Raw genomic sequence first — 14,220 nt, 5'->3', positions numbered from 1 at the left:
TGTTTACTTCCTATTCTCAGCCTATTTCTACTATTTCGTACAAGACGATCTTATCATAATTTAATCTCAGTCATTTGTGCTATAAATCTCGGCTTTGCGGGCTGGGTAGTTGGCAATATAATTACTTTAGGACACTGGTGCATACCCTGTATTTTGAGTGCTAGCACTGCTTTAGTAGGATTCTTTCTCAGCAAATTTTCCTTAAAATTTGCTAGTTTCATCTTTGCGGCTTCATTTGCTTACCTTTTTTTTCCATTATTTTGGACCTTACTTCCTGGTGTTCCAGAATTAACGCTTTTTACAATAACTAGCTTGTGGGCTCTCAGCCTGGGAATGCGCTCCCTGAAATGGAAAGACAATTATAATTCTATTATGATCAAAGCCTATGCAAGTGCTCTCTTTTTACAAAGTAGCATGTTGACTTTGAGTTATATGAAATTAATACATGAAGATACCATCATCTCTTATAACCATAACTATCATTTGGCCTGGTTCTTCAGCTTTACCTTTTTACTGCTTAGTTCTCTGATCATCAGTCTTTATCGCAAGAAAAAAAACCTCATCTCGATAAATTGATAATCACACTATATCACTCAATTTTTAAAAGAACTTTTCAGCCACTACAAGGCATGCGTAAAAGAATGGGTTTCGCTCTGCAGTTTTATCATTATTAATCAGTTATATAAATTACTGATGAGGGATTCGGTACTGAAACTTGCTTGCCTGTGTAAGTCAAGTGACCACTTTCTTGATCAATTTTAAAACTCACTAAGTTATTAGATTTATTATTTGAGCAATAAAGAAAATCGCCTTTTGCGGAAATCGCAAAACTCCAGGGCATTTCGCCCTCACTACTAAAACAACGATCAAAACGAATCATACCCGTTTTTATATCTCTTTGTAAAAGTGCGATACTATTATGTCCACGATTGGAGACATAGACAAATTTTCCCGAAGGATGAATTTTGATTTCGGCAATATGATTATTAATATCGAGCTGATCATCTGGCAGAGTCTGCACTTGATCCACTTCGAGTAAATTGCCTTCAGCATAAGTAAATACTGTTATAGTCTCACCCATTTGATTGACTAGATAGGCTCGCTTACCCTCTGAGTCAAAAGACATATGCCGTGGGCCATTAAAACTCTTTGATGCTATTGAATCGAGGTACTTAAGTTCACCACTTAATTTATCGAATTTTAAGCGACAAAGACGATTGCCCGCTATATCGGGAACAAATACGTAATCTCCATCTGGTGATACCACACAAGCATGGGGTGCAAAGCGTTTCGCTTTTGGAGGTACCTCAACTTTGCTTACTAAGGCACCTAAAGTCCCATCATCATTTATGCGAATACTGCAAACACTGCCATGGCGAATATTACTCACTAGCAGAAATTTCTGATCGTGACTTAATGCCAAGTAACAAGGACGCATATCATGACTCGAATAAGAGCCAATCAATTTCTGTGCCTTTAAATCATAGGCTTGAATAAGGCCTTTTTTTTCGCCCACTCCACAAGTATAAATAATCGAAGTATTAGACTTCGCAATCACTATACTTGTGCCTAGTCGATCAATAATTTCATGTACTTCCCCTAAATCTCCTGCCTTATGAAGATCTACAGAATACAGACCCTTTTCATTTTCTTTAAAATGAGTCCCAACAAGAACTTTATCCGCCAAGGCACTCCAAGCTAAGCAGAATAAACTCAGACACAAAAGTCTCCATACCGAGTATTTTTGCCTAAACATATTAATGCTCGTGACCACAAGCCCCTTGACTGCCACAAGAGGTTGCTTTTTTCTTCGTTGCGCAGGCATTAGTATCTTCAGTAATGGGCTTACCCATTTCTAACTCTAGTTCATTAGCTGAACGGAGTCCTACGACTACGACACTCCAATTCAAATCTTGACCGGCCAAAGGATAATTGGCATCCAAGGTGATTTTATCTTCAGAAATATCTGTGACTCTGACCATCTCTTCACCTTTCTGAAAACTCATACCCACTTTGATCTCAGTCCCTTCCTCAAAACTTTCTGGACTGACTTCAAAAACTAAACGGCTATCATAAGCCCCATAGAGTTCTTCACTTGCCAAGATCTGAAAATCAATCATATCATCAAGCTTCAAGCCTTCTAAATGCTTTTCGATTTGAATGGGCATTTGGCCATGACCAAATAAGAAATGCATTATTTGATCACGTGAAGAATCTAAAATAACACCTTGGGTATTGGATATCACGTACTCGATACTAAGCACATCGTCTTTCTTCACTAATTCCATTCCATAATCCTTTGTTTTTTGAGCAAGATAAAAGCTCACTTTATTTAAACAAGTGCAATCTCTTGCTTTACTGACTAAACAAAAAAAGCTCGGCAGAAGCCGAGCTTTTTTTTTAATGATACAATCTACTTAGATTAAGATCCGAAATCGTCAAATGCGATCATTTCTTTCTCTACGCCGAGATTAAAGAGCATGTCTTGAATCGCGTCATTCATCATTGGAGGTCCACAGAGATAGTATTCAATCTCTTCTGGAGCCTCATGATTATTGAGGTAATTCTCAAGAATAACTTGGTGAATGAAACCTGTGTAACCATCGGCTTCAGTATCTTCGAGGTTTTTCTTGATCTGCCAATTATCTTCAGCCTGAGGATCAGAGAGACCTACGTAGTACTTAAAGTTCGGGAAATCAGCTTCAATTTTCTTGAAGTGATCATCATAGAACATTTCACGCTTAGAACGTGCACCATACCAGAAAGTAGCTTTACGGCCAGATTTCTTAGTGTGGAACAAGTCGAAAATGTGTGAACGCATTGGAGCCATACCAGCACCACCACCGATGAACATGATCTCGCGATCACTATCTTTCATGAAGAACTCTCCGAATGGTCCAGAAATCGTTACCTTGTCACCTTTCTTACAATCAAAGATGTAAGAAGAAGCAATACCCGGGGGCACATTTGGTAAACGTGGGGGCGGAGATGCGATACGAACGTTAAGCATCAAGCGATTACCCTCTGCAGGATAAGACGCCATTGAGTAAGCACGTACAACTGGTTCTGGATTGTTAGCTACATTGTCAAAGATTTTGAAGTGATCCCAATCGCCACGGTACTGCTCTTCAATATCGAAATTTGAATACTTGAGGTCCTTGTAACCAGGAATCTCGATCTGAATATAACCACCTGCGCGGTAATCGATGGTCTCGCCTGGAGGGAGTTCAACAATAAATTCTTTAATGAAAGTGGCGACGTTTTCGTTTGAAACAACTTCGCATTCCCATTTTTTGATGGAGAAAATCTCTGGCTCAACTTCGATCTCAAGATCTTCTTTAACTTTAAGCTGACACGCGAGGCGAAGGCCTTCTTGCTGCTCTTTAAGTGAAAGGTGCGATTTCTCGGTAGGGAGCACATCGCCACCACCAGAGATCACTTTACAGACACACACGCCACAAGTACCACCACCACCACAAGCTGATGGGAGCTGAATACCTGCGTTAGAAAGTGTATCAAGTAATGTCGAACCACTCTCCACTTCTAGTGCTGCGTCTTGATCTTCGTTAATAAGGATTTTTACGTTACCCTTAGTAACAAGGAAGCCTTCAGCAATCATAAGAGCGATGGTAAGACCGATGATAATGATAAGGAACACGACAATACCTGCGCCTACTGTACCACCATCAATTGCGTTAATAAGTGTATTCATAATTATTTATCTCCTGCAACTGGAGCTTCAGGTGCTTTTTCAGCAGCAACTTCAACTTTAGTTGTTGTTTCAGTAGCTACTTTTTCAGCACTAAGTTCAACTGTTGCTGATTGCTCAATAACAACTTGCTCACTAGAGCTTGATTCAGAAACTTTCTTTTCTGGGAATTTGATACCCATGAAACCCATGAATGCCATAGCCATAAGACCACAAGTTAAAAAAGCAATACCAAGACCGCGCATGCCTTTAGGCACGTTTGAGTACTGCATTTTTTCACGAATCGCAGCAAAAACTACAATCGCCATGAGCCAGCCGAAGCCACCAGAGAAACCGAACATTGCCGCTTCAGGAAAAGTGAAGCCTTTATCATTCATCATTAGTGAACCACCAAGAATCGCACAGTTTACTGCGATCAAAGGAAGGAACACACCGAGTGAACCGTAAAGCTTAGCAGAGATTTTCTCAATGAACATTTCGAGGAACTGAACCATTGCGGCAATAAGTGCAATGTAAGAAACGAAAGTTAAGAACGTTAAGTCAAGATCAGGCTTATTGAATAAGCTACCAATAATATTTTGGGGACCAGGCTTAAGGAAGTATTCAGACACGAGCCATGACGCGGGGCAAGTTACTGTAGTAACGAACCAAACGGCACAACCCATACCAATTGAAGTGTCTACTTTCTTTGATACGGCTAAGTAAGAGCACATGCCAAGGAAAAGTGCGAAAATCATATTTTCGATGAAGATTGCTTTTAATGCTAATTCTAACATGATTAATCCTCGAACTTTTTAGTGTAATTATGGTGGATCCAAACAATCAAGGAAATAATCACAAAGGCACCAGTAGGAACTACCATCAGACCATTGTGTTTATACCAGCTGTCAGCACTTACTGTGATTAGACTGTTCTCACTTGTCGTAAGAATGTCGTAACCAAGAAGTTTACCCACACCGAATAGCTCACGGAAGAAAGCAACGATAACAAGAACTATACCATAACCGAGACCATTACCGATACCATCCATTAGTGCTGGTACTGGTGGGTTGTGAAGTGCATAAGCTTCTGCACGACCCATCACGATACAGTTTGTAATAATGAGACCAACAAAAACGGAGAGCTGACGAGAAATATCGTAAGCATAGGCTTTTAAGATTTGGTCAACAAGAATTACCAGTGTTGAAATAATCGTTAATTCGATAATGATACGAATCTTATTTGGAATCTGTTTTCTTAAAAGAGAAACAGTTAAATTAGAAAGGCCCATAACTGCTGTTACAGCAATTGCCATTGTAAAGGCGGGCTTGATCTGTGTCGTAACCGCTAGAGCTGAACAAATACCAAGTACTTGAACCGCAATCGGGTTATTAATGACAAAAGGATCTTTAAAAGCTTTCATGGTATCAGACATTATTTGTTACCTCCACGATAGTGTTCAATAACTTTCTTATAGTTCTTAAGTGTATCTACAAGACCTTTATCGATGCCGTCCATTGTGAAAGTCGCACCACTAACTGATATGTAGTGATGAGGACTATCTTTAGCTAGAGCAGCTTCTTTCGATGCTTTGGGAGCTAGAAGCTCACCCTTAGCATCAACAATTTTCTTGCCGATGAAGGAATCTTTCCAGAATTCTTGCTCAATCTCTGCACCAAGACCAGGAGTTTCTTTTTGGTCGTAGTAAACAATTCCTTTGATTGTAGTCGCATCAGACTCAAGTGATAAGTAACCATAACATACTGACCAAAGACCGAAGTCTTGCGTAGGAAGTACGATTGCGGAGGGCTTATCAGCTGCTTTATCTGCTGCTGATTCAAACATCAGGAAATAAGGATATCTGCGTTTTTCTACCGCAGTCTTTTCTTGCTTGTAGAGATCAAGAGCTTTGTATTCAAGCTCAGTCATGTCGACAACATTGCCTTTTGAATCTTTGATAATACGGACAATGAACTTGCCGTCTTTACCTACTTCAGAAAAGTAAGCTTCTACATCTTTATTAGTCTCAGCTGTTAAGCCGAAAACCTGAACAATGTTTTTAAGTTTGAATACTTTAGCATTAAGCTCTTGCTGAGGCTTAAGTGCCGTAGCAGTTGCTCCGAGGATGACTGCGCACACGACTGTAACAATCGTTGCGAAAGTCATGGTTTTTACATTAGACTCTGGCACGGTTCAATCTCCTTTTAATGCTGGCCTTAACCACGTAGTGATCGATGAGCGGAGCAAAGACATTCATCAGTAGAATGGCGAGCATCACACCCTCAGGGTAAGCTGGGTTGACAATACGGAAAAGCATAGACATTGCACCTGCACCAAAACCATAGATCCATTTACCTACGTTGGTATTTGCAGATGAAACCGGATCAGTTGCCATAAACACAAGACCGAAAGCGAAACCACCCATGCAAAGGTGCTTAACTGCGCCAAGTGCTGCGAGATCGTTTGGATTGGTGTTGTTGCCGAGGCTGATGAGCCATGCGAATAAGAAACCACCGACGAGCATGCCGATCATGGTTCTCCATGAAGCGACACCAGCGATGAGTAAAATGATCGCACCGATTAAACAGGCGATAACAGAGGTTTCACCAATTGAGCCTGGGATTAGACCTAGGAACATATTCATTGTTGAGTAAGCCTCTGGAAGCGCTTCACCTGAAGCAGCAACACCCATTGGAGTCGCTGTAGCCACAACTTCTTGAGCTTTGTCAAAACTTACCCATACTTTATCACCAGAAATCTGTGAAGGGAAGTTAAAGAAGAGGAATGCACGTGCAGTTAATGCAGGGTTAAGAATATTCATGCCAGTACCACCGAAACACTCTTTACCGATGAATACACCGAAAATAGTGGCAAGTGAAACCTGCCAAAGTGGAATACTTGCAGGAACTACCATGGCAATCAGAATACCTGTCACCAGGAAACCTTCATTAATTTCGTGCTTGCGAATTATCGCAAATATACCTTCAACAATACCACCAGTTATATACACTGTTAATATCACTGGGACTACCATGATCGCGCCGTAGACAATCATATCTACCATTCCTGGTAAAGCGTCTATTTGGCCATCATTAAGTAATGCCGTATAATGCTGGAAACCAGTATTATAAATACCAAAAAGAATACAGGGAACCATGGCCAAAACCACAGTAATCATCATTCTTTTTAAATCGATGTTATCACGAACGTGAGCACCGCGATCAGTACGTTTGTCTGTTACGAGGTGAAATGATTCACCTGCTTCGAAAAGGTAATAGAGTTTTTCGAACTTGCCGCCTTTTTCAAATAGCGGACGTACCTTGTGAATTTGATCTTCAACGAATTTCACAATTAGCACCCTTCTTTGCGGAAGAAATCAAGACCCTTACGGAGTAAATCTTGCACTTCGATTTTAGATACACAGATAAAGTCACAGAGAGCAAAGTCTTCTGGAGCTACTTCAAGTATGCCTAAGCCTTCCATCGCTTCCAAGTCACCTGCCATAATACACTTAATTAAGTGCACTGGGTAGATATCCATTGGAACTACAGATTCGTAAGCACCTGTTTGCACGAAGGCACGAACGCCACCGTGGTAACCTGTGTTATGAGAATATTTTTTATTCGGTGAGAGAAAAGATGGGAAAGTTCTAGAGAAAGATTCTTTCTCGCCACCTGGGAGAGCCCAGCCCATAAATTCCATTTTTTCGATCTCAGGAATCACAGTAACTTGTGATGCCGTAGTACCTAAAAAACCACCTGTAACAGTGCGTCCAGAAAGAACATCACCAGAGATATAACGTAAATCAGCATCAGCTTTAACGCGACCTTTGGCAACTTCAGCAATGGCTGCGCCCGTAATGACTTTTACGTGCTTGCGCTGATCAATTGATTCACCCGTTAAGGCAATCACTTTCTCTGAAACGACTTTACCTTGAAGGAAAAGATTACCAATGCTGATAACGGCTTGAGAACTCAAAGTCCAAAGCACTTCATCTTTATTGATTGGTGCAACGTGGTGAATCTGAATACCGACGTTACCCGCTGGGTGAGCACCATTAAATTGGTTCACTTTCGCATTAGCTGGATTCTTAAGTGCTTCTGAGAGATCTGCACGACCGCCTTCAATACCGAGGTTCACTGAACCTGAAGTCAATTTTGAAAGAGCGTTGATACCTGCTTGGAATGCAGCTTCGTTGCCTTCCAAGATAAGGTTGATCTCTGGTGCTAGAGGTGCAGTTAAGAATGCTGATACGAAAATATCGCGTGGTTCAACTGCCGGATCTGCGATAATCGCAAATGGACGAGCTAGAATCTGTGCGAATAAACCCGATTTGAGGATTTGTTCGAGAATAACTTCACGGCTGGTGTTAAGTAAGTCACCTGAACTGATAGTTTGAAATTCTTCAAACTCATCTTTCTCGTCTGCTTCTACAATAACTTCTTGTAGGACACGACGTGCTCCACGCTGAACTTCTTTTACTGTTCCGCTGACAGGGCTTGTGAAATAAAAATTCTCAGTCCCTTTCTGCAAAAAAAGCGGGGATCCGGCTTTGACCTTGTCTCCTGCTTTAACCATCATCTTCGGGCGTAGACCGTGAAATTCACGACCATCGAGCGCCACTTGGGTCGGTCGAGGTAGAGTCTCGAGAGTCGCTTCCGCTTCTCCTTTGATTCTCAGGTCATAGCCTTTTTTGAGTTTGTAACTGCTCATGGCTTGTTTGTTTTCCTTGCTTGTTTTCGAAAATAATGAGCTGTTATTTATTTAACAGCTCGATTTAAAAAAAATGTATTTAACTTGTTTCTTCGCTTTTTTTTGCTTCATCTAAAGGACTTCCATCACATCCGGAAGGATCCTCTTTCCCACATATAGAACAACCACCTTCATTCAAAAATTGATTGCGAGATGCGCAACTACCCTTGACTTCATCATCTTTTTTAGCGAGAAATTTGAGTCCCACACCGAAAAAGAGGCCGCCGAAAACGACTGCTGCTATCACTATATTTATTAAAGCATCCATAATTTATACACAAAGATCCATAGGTTAAAAAATCGCGTGACTATAGTGGATGTTTTATAAATTAAAACTAAAACACCCATTTTTTAAACATCTTATAACTTTGTACTAAGTCATTACTTAACAAAATAAAATAACACAAAGTCTTGATCTTAAGCGTTTAAAAAAGTTCCCATTTTCTCAATTGAGAAATCTTCTTGGTCACCGGTAAGTAAATTTTTCATTTGATCCGTACGATCTTCTTCCGGAATAACGATGAATTGTGCACCGCGCTTTTCCGCAAATTGAATCTGCTTCCCAAATTTTTTCACTGAGGGAGCTACTTCCACATTAATACCCGCTGCGCGCATTTCTGCGGCCATCGCATTTGCTTTCGGACGCTGACTCTCATCAAAGAGCACCACATAAGTTTGCACTGGCGTTGGCGCCAAGGCCGTCAAGCGTTCCGTCTCAAAAAGAACATAGAGTAAACGACTAATGCCAATAGAAAGACCCACACCAGGCAAGGTTTTCTTAGAGAATTTCTCAGCTAAATTATCATAACGACCACCAGAACAAACACTTCCGTAACTCTCTAAGCCATCAATCACACATTCGTAAACTGAACCGGTGTAATAATCCAAACCGCGAGCAATCGATAAATCAAAAATCACCGCACCATCAGGCAAGTGACTGAGATTACTAAAAATTGTTTCTAACTCATTTTGCGCTGCGGCTAAAAGTTCGTCACTGGTATCTAAATCTTTAATAAATTCCAAAGCTTGTGAAATCGAGAATTTCTTTCCTGCGAGTTCCGCACAAAAGACTGCCTGAGCTTCACTGAGGCCACTTTCAATCAAGAGGCGCACAACTTCGTCCTTGCCAATCTTATCAATTTTGTCAACGATAATCAAAGTCGCATTCATGTCGTCTACGCCTTGCTGACGATAGAGTCCCTCGAGGAGTTTGCGATTATTGATTTTAATGGTGAAGTCACCAATATTGATTTGGCTAAAAATATCGTAAATCACCTGCACGACTTCAGCTTCGTAATGCAAAGGCAATATCCCATCACCAATGATATCAATATCCGCCTGGTAGAATTCGCGGTAACGCCCCTTTTGTGGACGTTCACCACGCCATACTTTTTGAATCTGGTAACGCTTAAAAGGAAACTGGAGCTTCGCAAAGTTATCGGCTGTATAGCGCGCCATAGGTAAAGTCAGATCAAAGTGCAAACCAAATTCAGCTTTAATATCCTGGCCTTCACCCGCTAAGCGGTGAATACCAAAAATCTCTTTACTGACATCACCAGTCGTGGCCAAATTCTTGACTTTTTCCACTGCGGCCGTTTCTATTGGAGTAAATCCATAACTCTCATAAACTTTTGCTACAATATCGAGAATACGTTTTTCTTGTCTCTTTGCTGCGGGCAACCACTCGGGGAAACCACTCGTCATTTTTGCTAATACATCTGCCATTGTTCGGCCCCTTAGTCAAATTATTTAAAATCCGCGCATTATACACTGCTGAGCATCAAAATCCACTCACAGTCTCTCTCGGGAACTATTGATTTTTAGTCCTCCTCGGTTTACAATAAAATCTAATTAAACTAATTCGAAACCAAGCATGCTCAGAAGCCTTCTCACCTTCATCAAACTCCCCATGAAAATTAAACTTTTAGCACTAGAAGTTTTTTTGGAACTTTGCCTGGCTTGCATGCAGTTAAAAAGTCAAGAATTTAAAACTCTTGCGGGAAAATTCGGCGAGAAAGAATCCGAGTCTTCGAAAGCAAGCCGAGAAATAAGTCCTGAAATCAAAATGACCAAGCGACTCATCTTTCGCATTGCTGAACTTCTCCCCTGGAAATGTGTGTGTTTCCCACAGGCCATTGCCGGCCACAGGATTCTCAATAAAAAAAATCTTTCTTCCACCCTTTATCTTGGCCTACTCAAAGAAAAGGGAGAAATGAAAGCTCACGCCTGGTTGCGTCATCATCAATACATCGTCACTGGCGATAATGGCATCGAACAATACACCGTTATCAATAGCTTCACCCATGAGCCCCACGATGCGTAAACGACTAGAATTTTTCTTTAGCAAAAGCTTCCTCAATCAAATGAAAGCTTTCTTTGAGCAGATAGCTCCCTACAAAAAGATAATGAGCGGCTCACTACTGCTCTCGATAATTGCCAATGCCCTCGGCCTTATCCCCGCATTAATCAGCGGGAAAATTGTCGATCAATACCTCACGGGTGAAAATGCGCTTCCCGCACAAGAATGCGAAAATGCGATCCTGCTCTGGGCCGCCGCGCTTTTCGCTGCTTATACTTTGAGTGAAGTTCTCGGCATTATTCAAAAGCATATCCAACTTCGCTTTCGAACTTCCTTTAACCATAGCTTACAAGACAAGCTCTATCGCCACGTGCTTCACTTGCCCCTCAATTTTTTCAACAAAACCAAATCGGGTGAACTGATCTCACGCTTCACCAATGATATCAGCCAAATCACTTCTTTAGCGAATCAAATCATCCTCACCCCCGCTAATGCACTACTAAGACTTTTTATCATTCTCGCATATTGTTTTTATTTGAGCCCCATGATTTCACTTGGCATGATCCTCATTCTTGGCGTTTTGACAGTGCTCTGCATGTACCTCACCCGAAAAACTCGCCCCCTCTACCAAGAAATGCACGAGAAGCAAGCGGTCATCCATGGCTTCCTCAGCGAGATCTTCCAAGGTATTCGCACAGTCCGTTCCCATGCTAAAGAAGAACAAGAAATTGAGAATCACAGCCAGCGTCATCGCGACCTTAATAACACCAAGATCAAATCAAACCTGCAAATCCAAGGAATTCATAGCCTCTGGTCCTTTATGCACGCCATTGCTGCTTCACTCATCCTCGCGGGTGGCGCCATTATGATCATTCGTGGAAAAATGAGCCTAGGTGAATTAGTCGTGGTACAATTTTTTGCCGCTCAGCTGATGAGTCCTATCTTTAATATCCTTTCTTCTATTAGTGCGACTCAGTCGGGTCTCACCTGCCTTGAGCGCTATCACCTCATTTTAGAAGAAGATCTTGATAATCCTCCCGACTCAAACAAAGCCACGTTGAATTCAAAAATCGAAACGGTCGCAATCAAGGATTTATCCTTTGAATACATCAAAGACACTCCCACACTCAGCCATATTTCTTTCTCTATGGAAAGAGGAAAGACTTACGCTCTTGTGGGTTCTAGTGGCTCGGGGAAAAGTACTCTCGCCGATCTCATCTGTGGCTTCCAACAGCCCTCTTCAGGACAAATTCTCGTCAATAATAGCGACATCCAAGAACTCAACAAAGATGATTACATCAATCATCTCGCCATTGTTCATCAGAATAGCTTCGTCTTCGATGGCACAATTCGCGATAACATCCGTTATGCTGATGCAAACCTGAATGACGAACAATTGCTCAAGCTCTGTAAACGGGCTCAAATTTTTGATTTCATTCAAAGCCTCGAGCTGGGTCTCGATTCTTATGTGGGGGAAAATGGCATCAAACTCTCTGGCGGCCAAAAACAACGCCTCTGCCTTGCTCGTGCTTTTGCGGCCAATGCTGACCTCATTATCTTAGATGAAGCGACAAGCCATTTGGACGCCATCAATGAGTGCCTCATCCAAAAAGCCGTTTTCGAAAATAAAAAAGATATCATCACCCTCATCATTGCCCACAATCTCAGCACCATCAAAGACGCCGATCAAATCTTCGTCCTCGACCAAGGAAAAATAGTCGAATCCGGCTCCCACCAAGAATTAATTAAGGCAAGCGGTCCTTATTCATCCTTACTCAATTCAGAATGAGTCTCGACCTAAATCAAACATAAAATTTAGATTAAAAACATGACTAGACTGACAAAACTTCATATTGAAACCATAGCCCAGCCTGACGTGCTAACGGATACAATATTGACGCCGAACATCGAGAAATTGACTCAAGCTTTTCAAGATTTAAGAGATAATATCAATTTTTTAGTTCATCAAATAGCCATGTGTCAATACGGCCAAGAACTAAAATTCATTTCATACCTTCCCAAAGAAAATAAATATATCGAACGTAACCTAGAGCAAGAGCGCTGTAATAGAAGTGGCTTCGCTGCTACGGCACCTCATTCATCAGAGCTAACTCTTGTGAATAGCATTCTCGGGCAACTTTGAATGATGATAAATTTATCAAACATACCACGCTATCATCGTAATAATACAAAAAAACGCTCAAACTCGAAAGGTTTTAAATGAAAAAATCAATTTGGACACCTCCCAAACTTACAACTGTGAACACCCGATCAGGCACCTTAGGCGGAGCGGTACCAGGACATGTAGAAACATGGTTTAAACCTAATAAAACGGACAGTACTGATCCTAAAGATCGTGGAATTGGCTTAGCTAGCTAGATCCTCACCGTCAAATTTTCGAAGCTCTTAAAAACAATAGGCAGTGCAAATTCACTTCTAAAGAAGTGAACTACTCCTACCAATCAAGACGCTGTATGAAATTGCGTAACAACACCTCATTTACCAGAGGCGAATCTTTTAAAGATGAAGTTATATTCCGCAAGGTGGAAGGCAACTCTTATTATTTTAAATGAATCTCTGCCCATTTAACCAAAATAATGATCCGTGATCGCATTTTTATAATCAATAAGCAGTGTACTGACAAATATATTTATCCATAATTGGCGCCATCAAATCTGGTTTATATGAATTCTTAATAAGAATATTCTTTTTCACTAATACTGAACTATTGAGTGACTCATAGATGAGGAAAACCAATGACCTACAATCCATTTACGGCTTTGAATGCATCCAACCATTTAGCGTGAAACGCCCCGAATAGAAATCCGCGCCTTCCGATTTCAACTGAGTCACTTGATTCCAACAATCACTAGGGAAAAATAAAAGCATATTATTTTTGATTGCAATTCTCGTAAACTCATCACCACAAGCTCCTGTCTTTCTATTTGTATCAAAGAGCACTAAGTCTCCACCTTCAAAAGCTTTTGGCTCATTATAGAAATAATAAAGATAAGTGATTTCACGACTTCCAATATCACCTTCTGCTTTGCCTTTATCAGTATGACGTTTAAAGCCCACTCCTTTATGATAAACATTTAATTCAATTTCCTTTGGAGAAAGACTTGATGCCTTGCTACCAAAAAAGTTTTCGACTGATTCATAAGAATCACAGATTTTTTCTAGAAATACTTCTTTTATCCCACCCAAAGATTTCCCATAAAGACACTCGGAATCGCGAACTCCCTTATCCACAGCGCCTCCTTCTGTAGAATAAACTTCCGAATCACTAAAGGCGTCACGTTTATCTCTAAGTTCTTTCCATAAGGCATCCCTAAAATCCTGCTTGAATACATTTTCAAAGACTCGATAAGCAACGGGTGCTACCCCTCGGCTAGATTCACAAGGAAAGCTATCTCCTTATCCACAAATAGCTGGGTTACTTCAACAAAATCGTCCTGCATCTTTATTCCTAAAATTTTAA

The 14,220-nt window shown here is 40.9% G+C and carries 15 protein-coding genes; 4 read left to right on the top strand and 11 right to left on the bottom strand.

Annotated elements, in window-relative coordinates:
* Nucleotides 1–670 precede the first annotated feature (670 nt).
* From PQO03_RS13450 to hisS, 10 genes are all read right to left on the bottom strand, one after another.
* On the bottom strand, nucleotides 671–1,723 hold the full coding sequence (locus PQO03_RS13450) for a lactonase family protein (RefSeq protein WP_274153709.1): 1,053 nt from the start codon (nucleotides 1,721–1,723) through the stop codon (nucleotides 671–673).
* 34 nt (nucleotides 1,724–1,757) lie between these two features.
* Nucleotides 1,758–2,288: an FKBP-type peptidyl-prolyl cis-trans isomerase gene (locus PQO03_RS13445; protein ID WP_274153708.1), complete on the bottom strand. Its 531-nt coding sequence runs from the start codon at nucleotides 2,286–2,288 to the stop codon at nucleotides 1,758–1,760.
* A 134-nt stretch (nucleotides 2,289–2,422) separates the two neighbouring features.
* Nucleotides 2,423–3,712, bottom strand: coding sequence for an NADH:ubiquinone reductase (Na(+)-transporting) subunit F (nqrF, locus tag PQO03_RS13440; RefSeq protein ID WP_274153707.1), 1,290 nt, complete (start codon nucleotides 3,710–3,712; stop codon nucleotides 2,423–2,425).
* Between the two features lie 2 nt (nucleotides 3,713–3,714).
* Nucleotides 3,715–4,485, bottom strand: a complete 771-nt coding sequence (gene nqrE / locus PQO03_RS13435; protein WP_274153706.1) for an NADH:ubiquinone reductase (Na(+)-transporting) subunit E — start codon at nucleotides 4,483–4,485, stop codon at nucleotides 3,715–3,717.
* Between the two features lie 2 nt (nucleotides 4,486–4,487).
* Nucleotides 4,488–5,123: an NADH:ubiquinone reductase (Na(+)-transporting) subunit D gene (locus PQO03_RS13430; RefSeq protein ID WP_274153705.1), complete on the bottom strand. Its 636-nt coding sequence runs from the start codon at nucleotides 5,121–5,123 to the stop codon at nucleotides 4,488–4,490.
* Nucleotides 5,123–5,878, bottom strand: a complete 756-nt coding sequence (gene nqrC, locus PQO03_RS13425; RefSeq protein WP_274153704.1) for an NADH:ubiquinone reductase (Na(+)-transporting) subunit C — start codon at nucleotides 5,876–5,878, stop codon at nucleotides 5,123–5,125. Before nqrC ends, PQO03_RS13430 begins: the two co-directional genes overlap by 1 nt.
* The gene (locus PQO03_RS13420; RefSeq protein ID WP_420792887.1) at nucleotides 5,865–7,037 is read right to left on the bottom strand and encodes an NADH:ubiquinone reductase (Na(+)-transporting) subunit B; all 1,173 of its coding nucleotides are present in this window, start codon (nucleotides 7,035–7,037) and stop codon (nucleotides 5,865–5,867) included. The genes nqrC and PQO03_RS13420 overlap by 14 nt, the downstream gene beginning before the upstream one ends.
* A 2-nt stretch (nucleotides 7,038–7,039) precedes the next feature.
* Entirely contained in the window at nucleotides 7,040–8,401 is a 1,362-nt protein-coding gene (locus PQO03_RS13415) for a Na(+)-translocating NADH-quinone reductase subunit A (RefSeq protein WP_274153702.1), read from the bottom strand.
* Between the two features lie 79 nt (nucleotides 8,402–8,480).
* Nucleotides 8,481–8,708 carry a hypothetical protein gene (locus PQO03_RS13410; protein ID WP_274153701.1) on the bottom strand — a complete coding sequence of 76 codons (228 nt, stop codon included), beginning with the start codon at nucleotides 8,706–8,708 and terminating at the stop codon, nucleotides 8,481–8,483.
* A gap of 149 nt (nucleotides 8,709–8,857) precedes the next feature.
* On the bottom strand, nucleotides 8,858–10,165 hold the full coding sequence (gene hisS, locus PQO03_RS13405) for a histidine--tRNA ligase (RefSeq protein WP_274153700.1): 1,308 nt from the start codon (nucleotides 10,163–10,165) through the stop codon (nucleotides 8,858–8,860).
* 148 nt (nucleotides 10,166–10,313) lie between these two features.
* Between hisS and PQO03_RS13400 the strand changes: the two genes are divergently transcribed.
* From PQO03_RS13400 to PQO03_RS13385, 4 genes are all read left to right on the top strand, one after another.
* Nucleotides 10,314–10,763, top strand: a complete 450-nt coding sequence (locus PQO03_RS13400) for a lasso peptide biosynthesis B2 protein (protein ID WP_274153699.1) — start codon at nucleotides 10,314–10,316, stop codon at nucleotides 10,761–10,763.
* Nucleotides 10,756–12,528, top strand: coding sequence for an ABC transporter ATP-binding protein (locus PQO03_RS13395; RefSeq protein WP_274153698.1), 1,773 nt, complete (start codon nucleotides 10,756–10,758; stop codon nucleotides 12,526–12,528). Before PQO03_RS13400 ends, PQO03_RS13395 begins: the two co-directional genes overlap by 8 nt.
* Before the next feature lie 39 nt (nucleotides 12,529–12,567).
* Nucleotides 12,568–12,882, top strand: coding sequence for a hypothetical protein (locus PQO03_RS13390; protein ID WP_274153697.1), 315 nt, complete (start codon nucleotides 12,568–12,570; stop codon nucleotides 12,880–12,882).
* A gap of 77 nt (nucleotides 12,883–12,959) precedes the next feature.
* Nucleotides 12,960–13,118 carry a hypothetical protein gene (locus tag PQO03_RS13385; RefSeq protein ID WP_274153696.1) on the top strand — a complete coding sequence of 53 codons (159 nt, stop codon included), beginning with the start codon at nucleotides 12,960–12,962 and terminating at the stop codon, nucleotides 13,116–13,118.
* Nucleotides 13,119–13,511: 393 nt separating this feature from the next.
* Here the strand turns inward: PQO03_RS13385 and PQO03_RS13380 are convergent, their stop codons facing one another.
* Complete coding sequence (locus PQO03_RS13380; RefSeq protein WP_274153695.1) at nucleotides 13,512–13,991, bottom strand: 2OG-Fe(II) oxygenase; 480 nt, start codon at nucleotides 13,989–13,991, stop codon at nucleotides 13,512–13,514.
* Between the last annotated feature and the right edge of the window lie 229 nt (nucleotides 13,992–14,220).

Origin of the sequence: Lentisphaera profundi (genome assembly GCF_028728065.1) — a bacterium.
In the GTDB taxonomy this organism is placed as follows: domain Bacteria; phylum Verrucomicrobiota; class Lentisphaeria; order Lentisphaerales; family Lentisphaeraceae; genus Lentisphaera; species Lentisphaera profundi.
The sequence above is the reverse complement of the archived record's forward strand: the minus strand, read 5'-3'. Positions and strand labels throughout refer to the sequence as shown.

Bases quoted from the DNA above. Each gene is read 5' to 3' on its own strand.
- PQO03_RS13385 (WP_274153696.1), top strand. From the start codon at position 12,960: ATGAAAAAATCAATTTGGACACCTCCCAAACTTACAACTGTGAACACC.
- PQO03_RS13415 (WP_274153702.1), bottom strand. From the start codon at position 8,401: ATGAGCAGTTACAAACTCAAAAAAGGCTATGACCTGAGAATCAAAGGA.
- PQO03_RS13390 (WP_274153697.1), top strand. From the start codon at position 12,568: ATGACTAGACTGACAAAACTTCATATTGAAACCATAGCCCAGCCTGAC.
- hisS (WP_274153700.1), bottom strand. From the start codon at position 10,165: ATGGCAGATGTATTAGCAAAAATGACGAGTGGTTTCCCCGAGTGGTTG.
- PQO03_RS13395 (WP_274153698.1), top strand. From the start codon at position 10,756: ATGCGTAAACGACTAGAATTTTTCTTTAGCAAAAGCTTCCTCAATCAA.
- PQO03_RS13445 (WP_274153708.1), bottom strand. From the start codon at position 2,288: ATGGAATTAGTGAAGAAAGACGATGTGCTTAGTATCGAGTACGTGATA.
- PQO03_RS13430 (WP_274153705.1), bottom strand. From the start codon at position 5,123: ATGTCTGATACCATGAAAGCTTTTAAAGATCCTTTTGTCATTAATAAC.
- PQO03_RS13400 (WP_274153699.1), top strand. From the start codon at position 10,314: ATGCTCAGAAGCCTTCTCACCTTCATCAAACTCCCCATGAAAATTAAA.
- nqrE (WP_274153706.1), bottom strand. From the start codon at position 4,485: ATGTTAGAATTAGCATTAAAAGCAATCTTCATCGAAAATATGATTTTC.
- nqrF (WP_274153707.1), bottom strand. From the start codon at position 3,712: ATGAATACACTTATTAACGCAATTGATGGTGGTACAGTAGGCGCAGGT.
- PQO03_RS13410 (WP_274153701.1), bottom strand. From the start codon at position 8,708: ATGGATGCTTTAATAAATATAGTGATAGCAGCAGTCGTTTTCGGCGGC.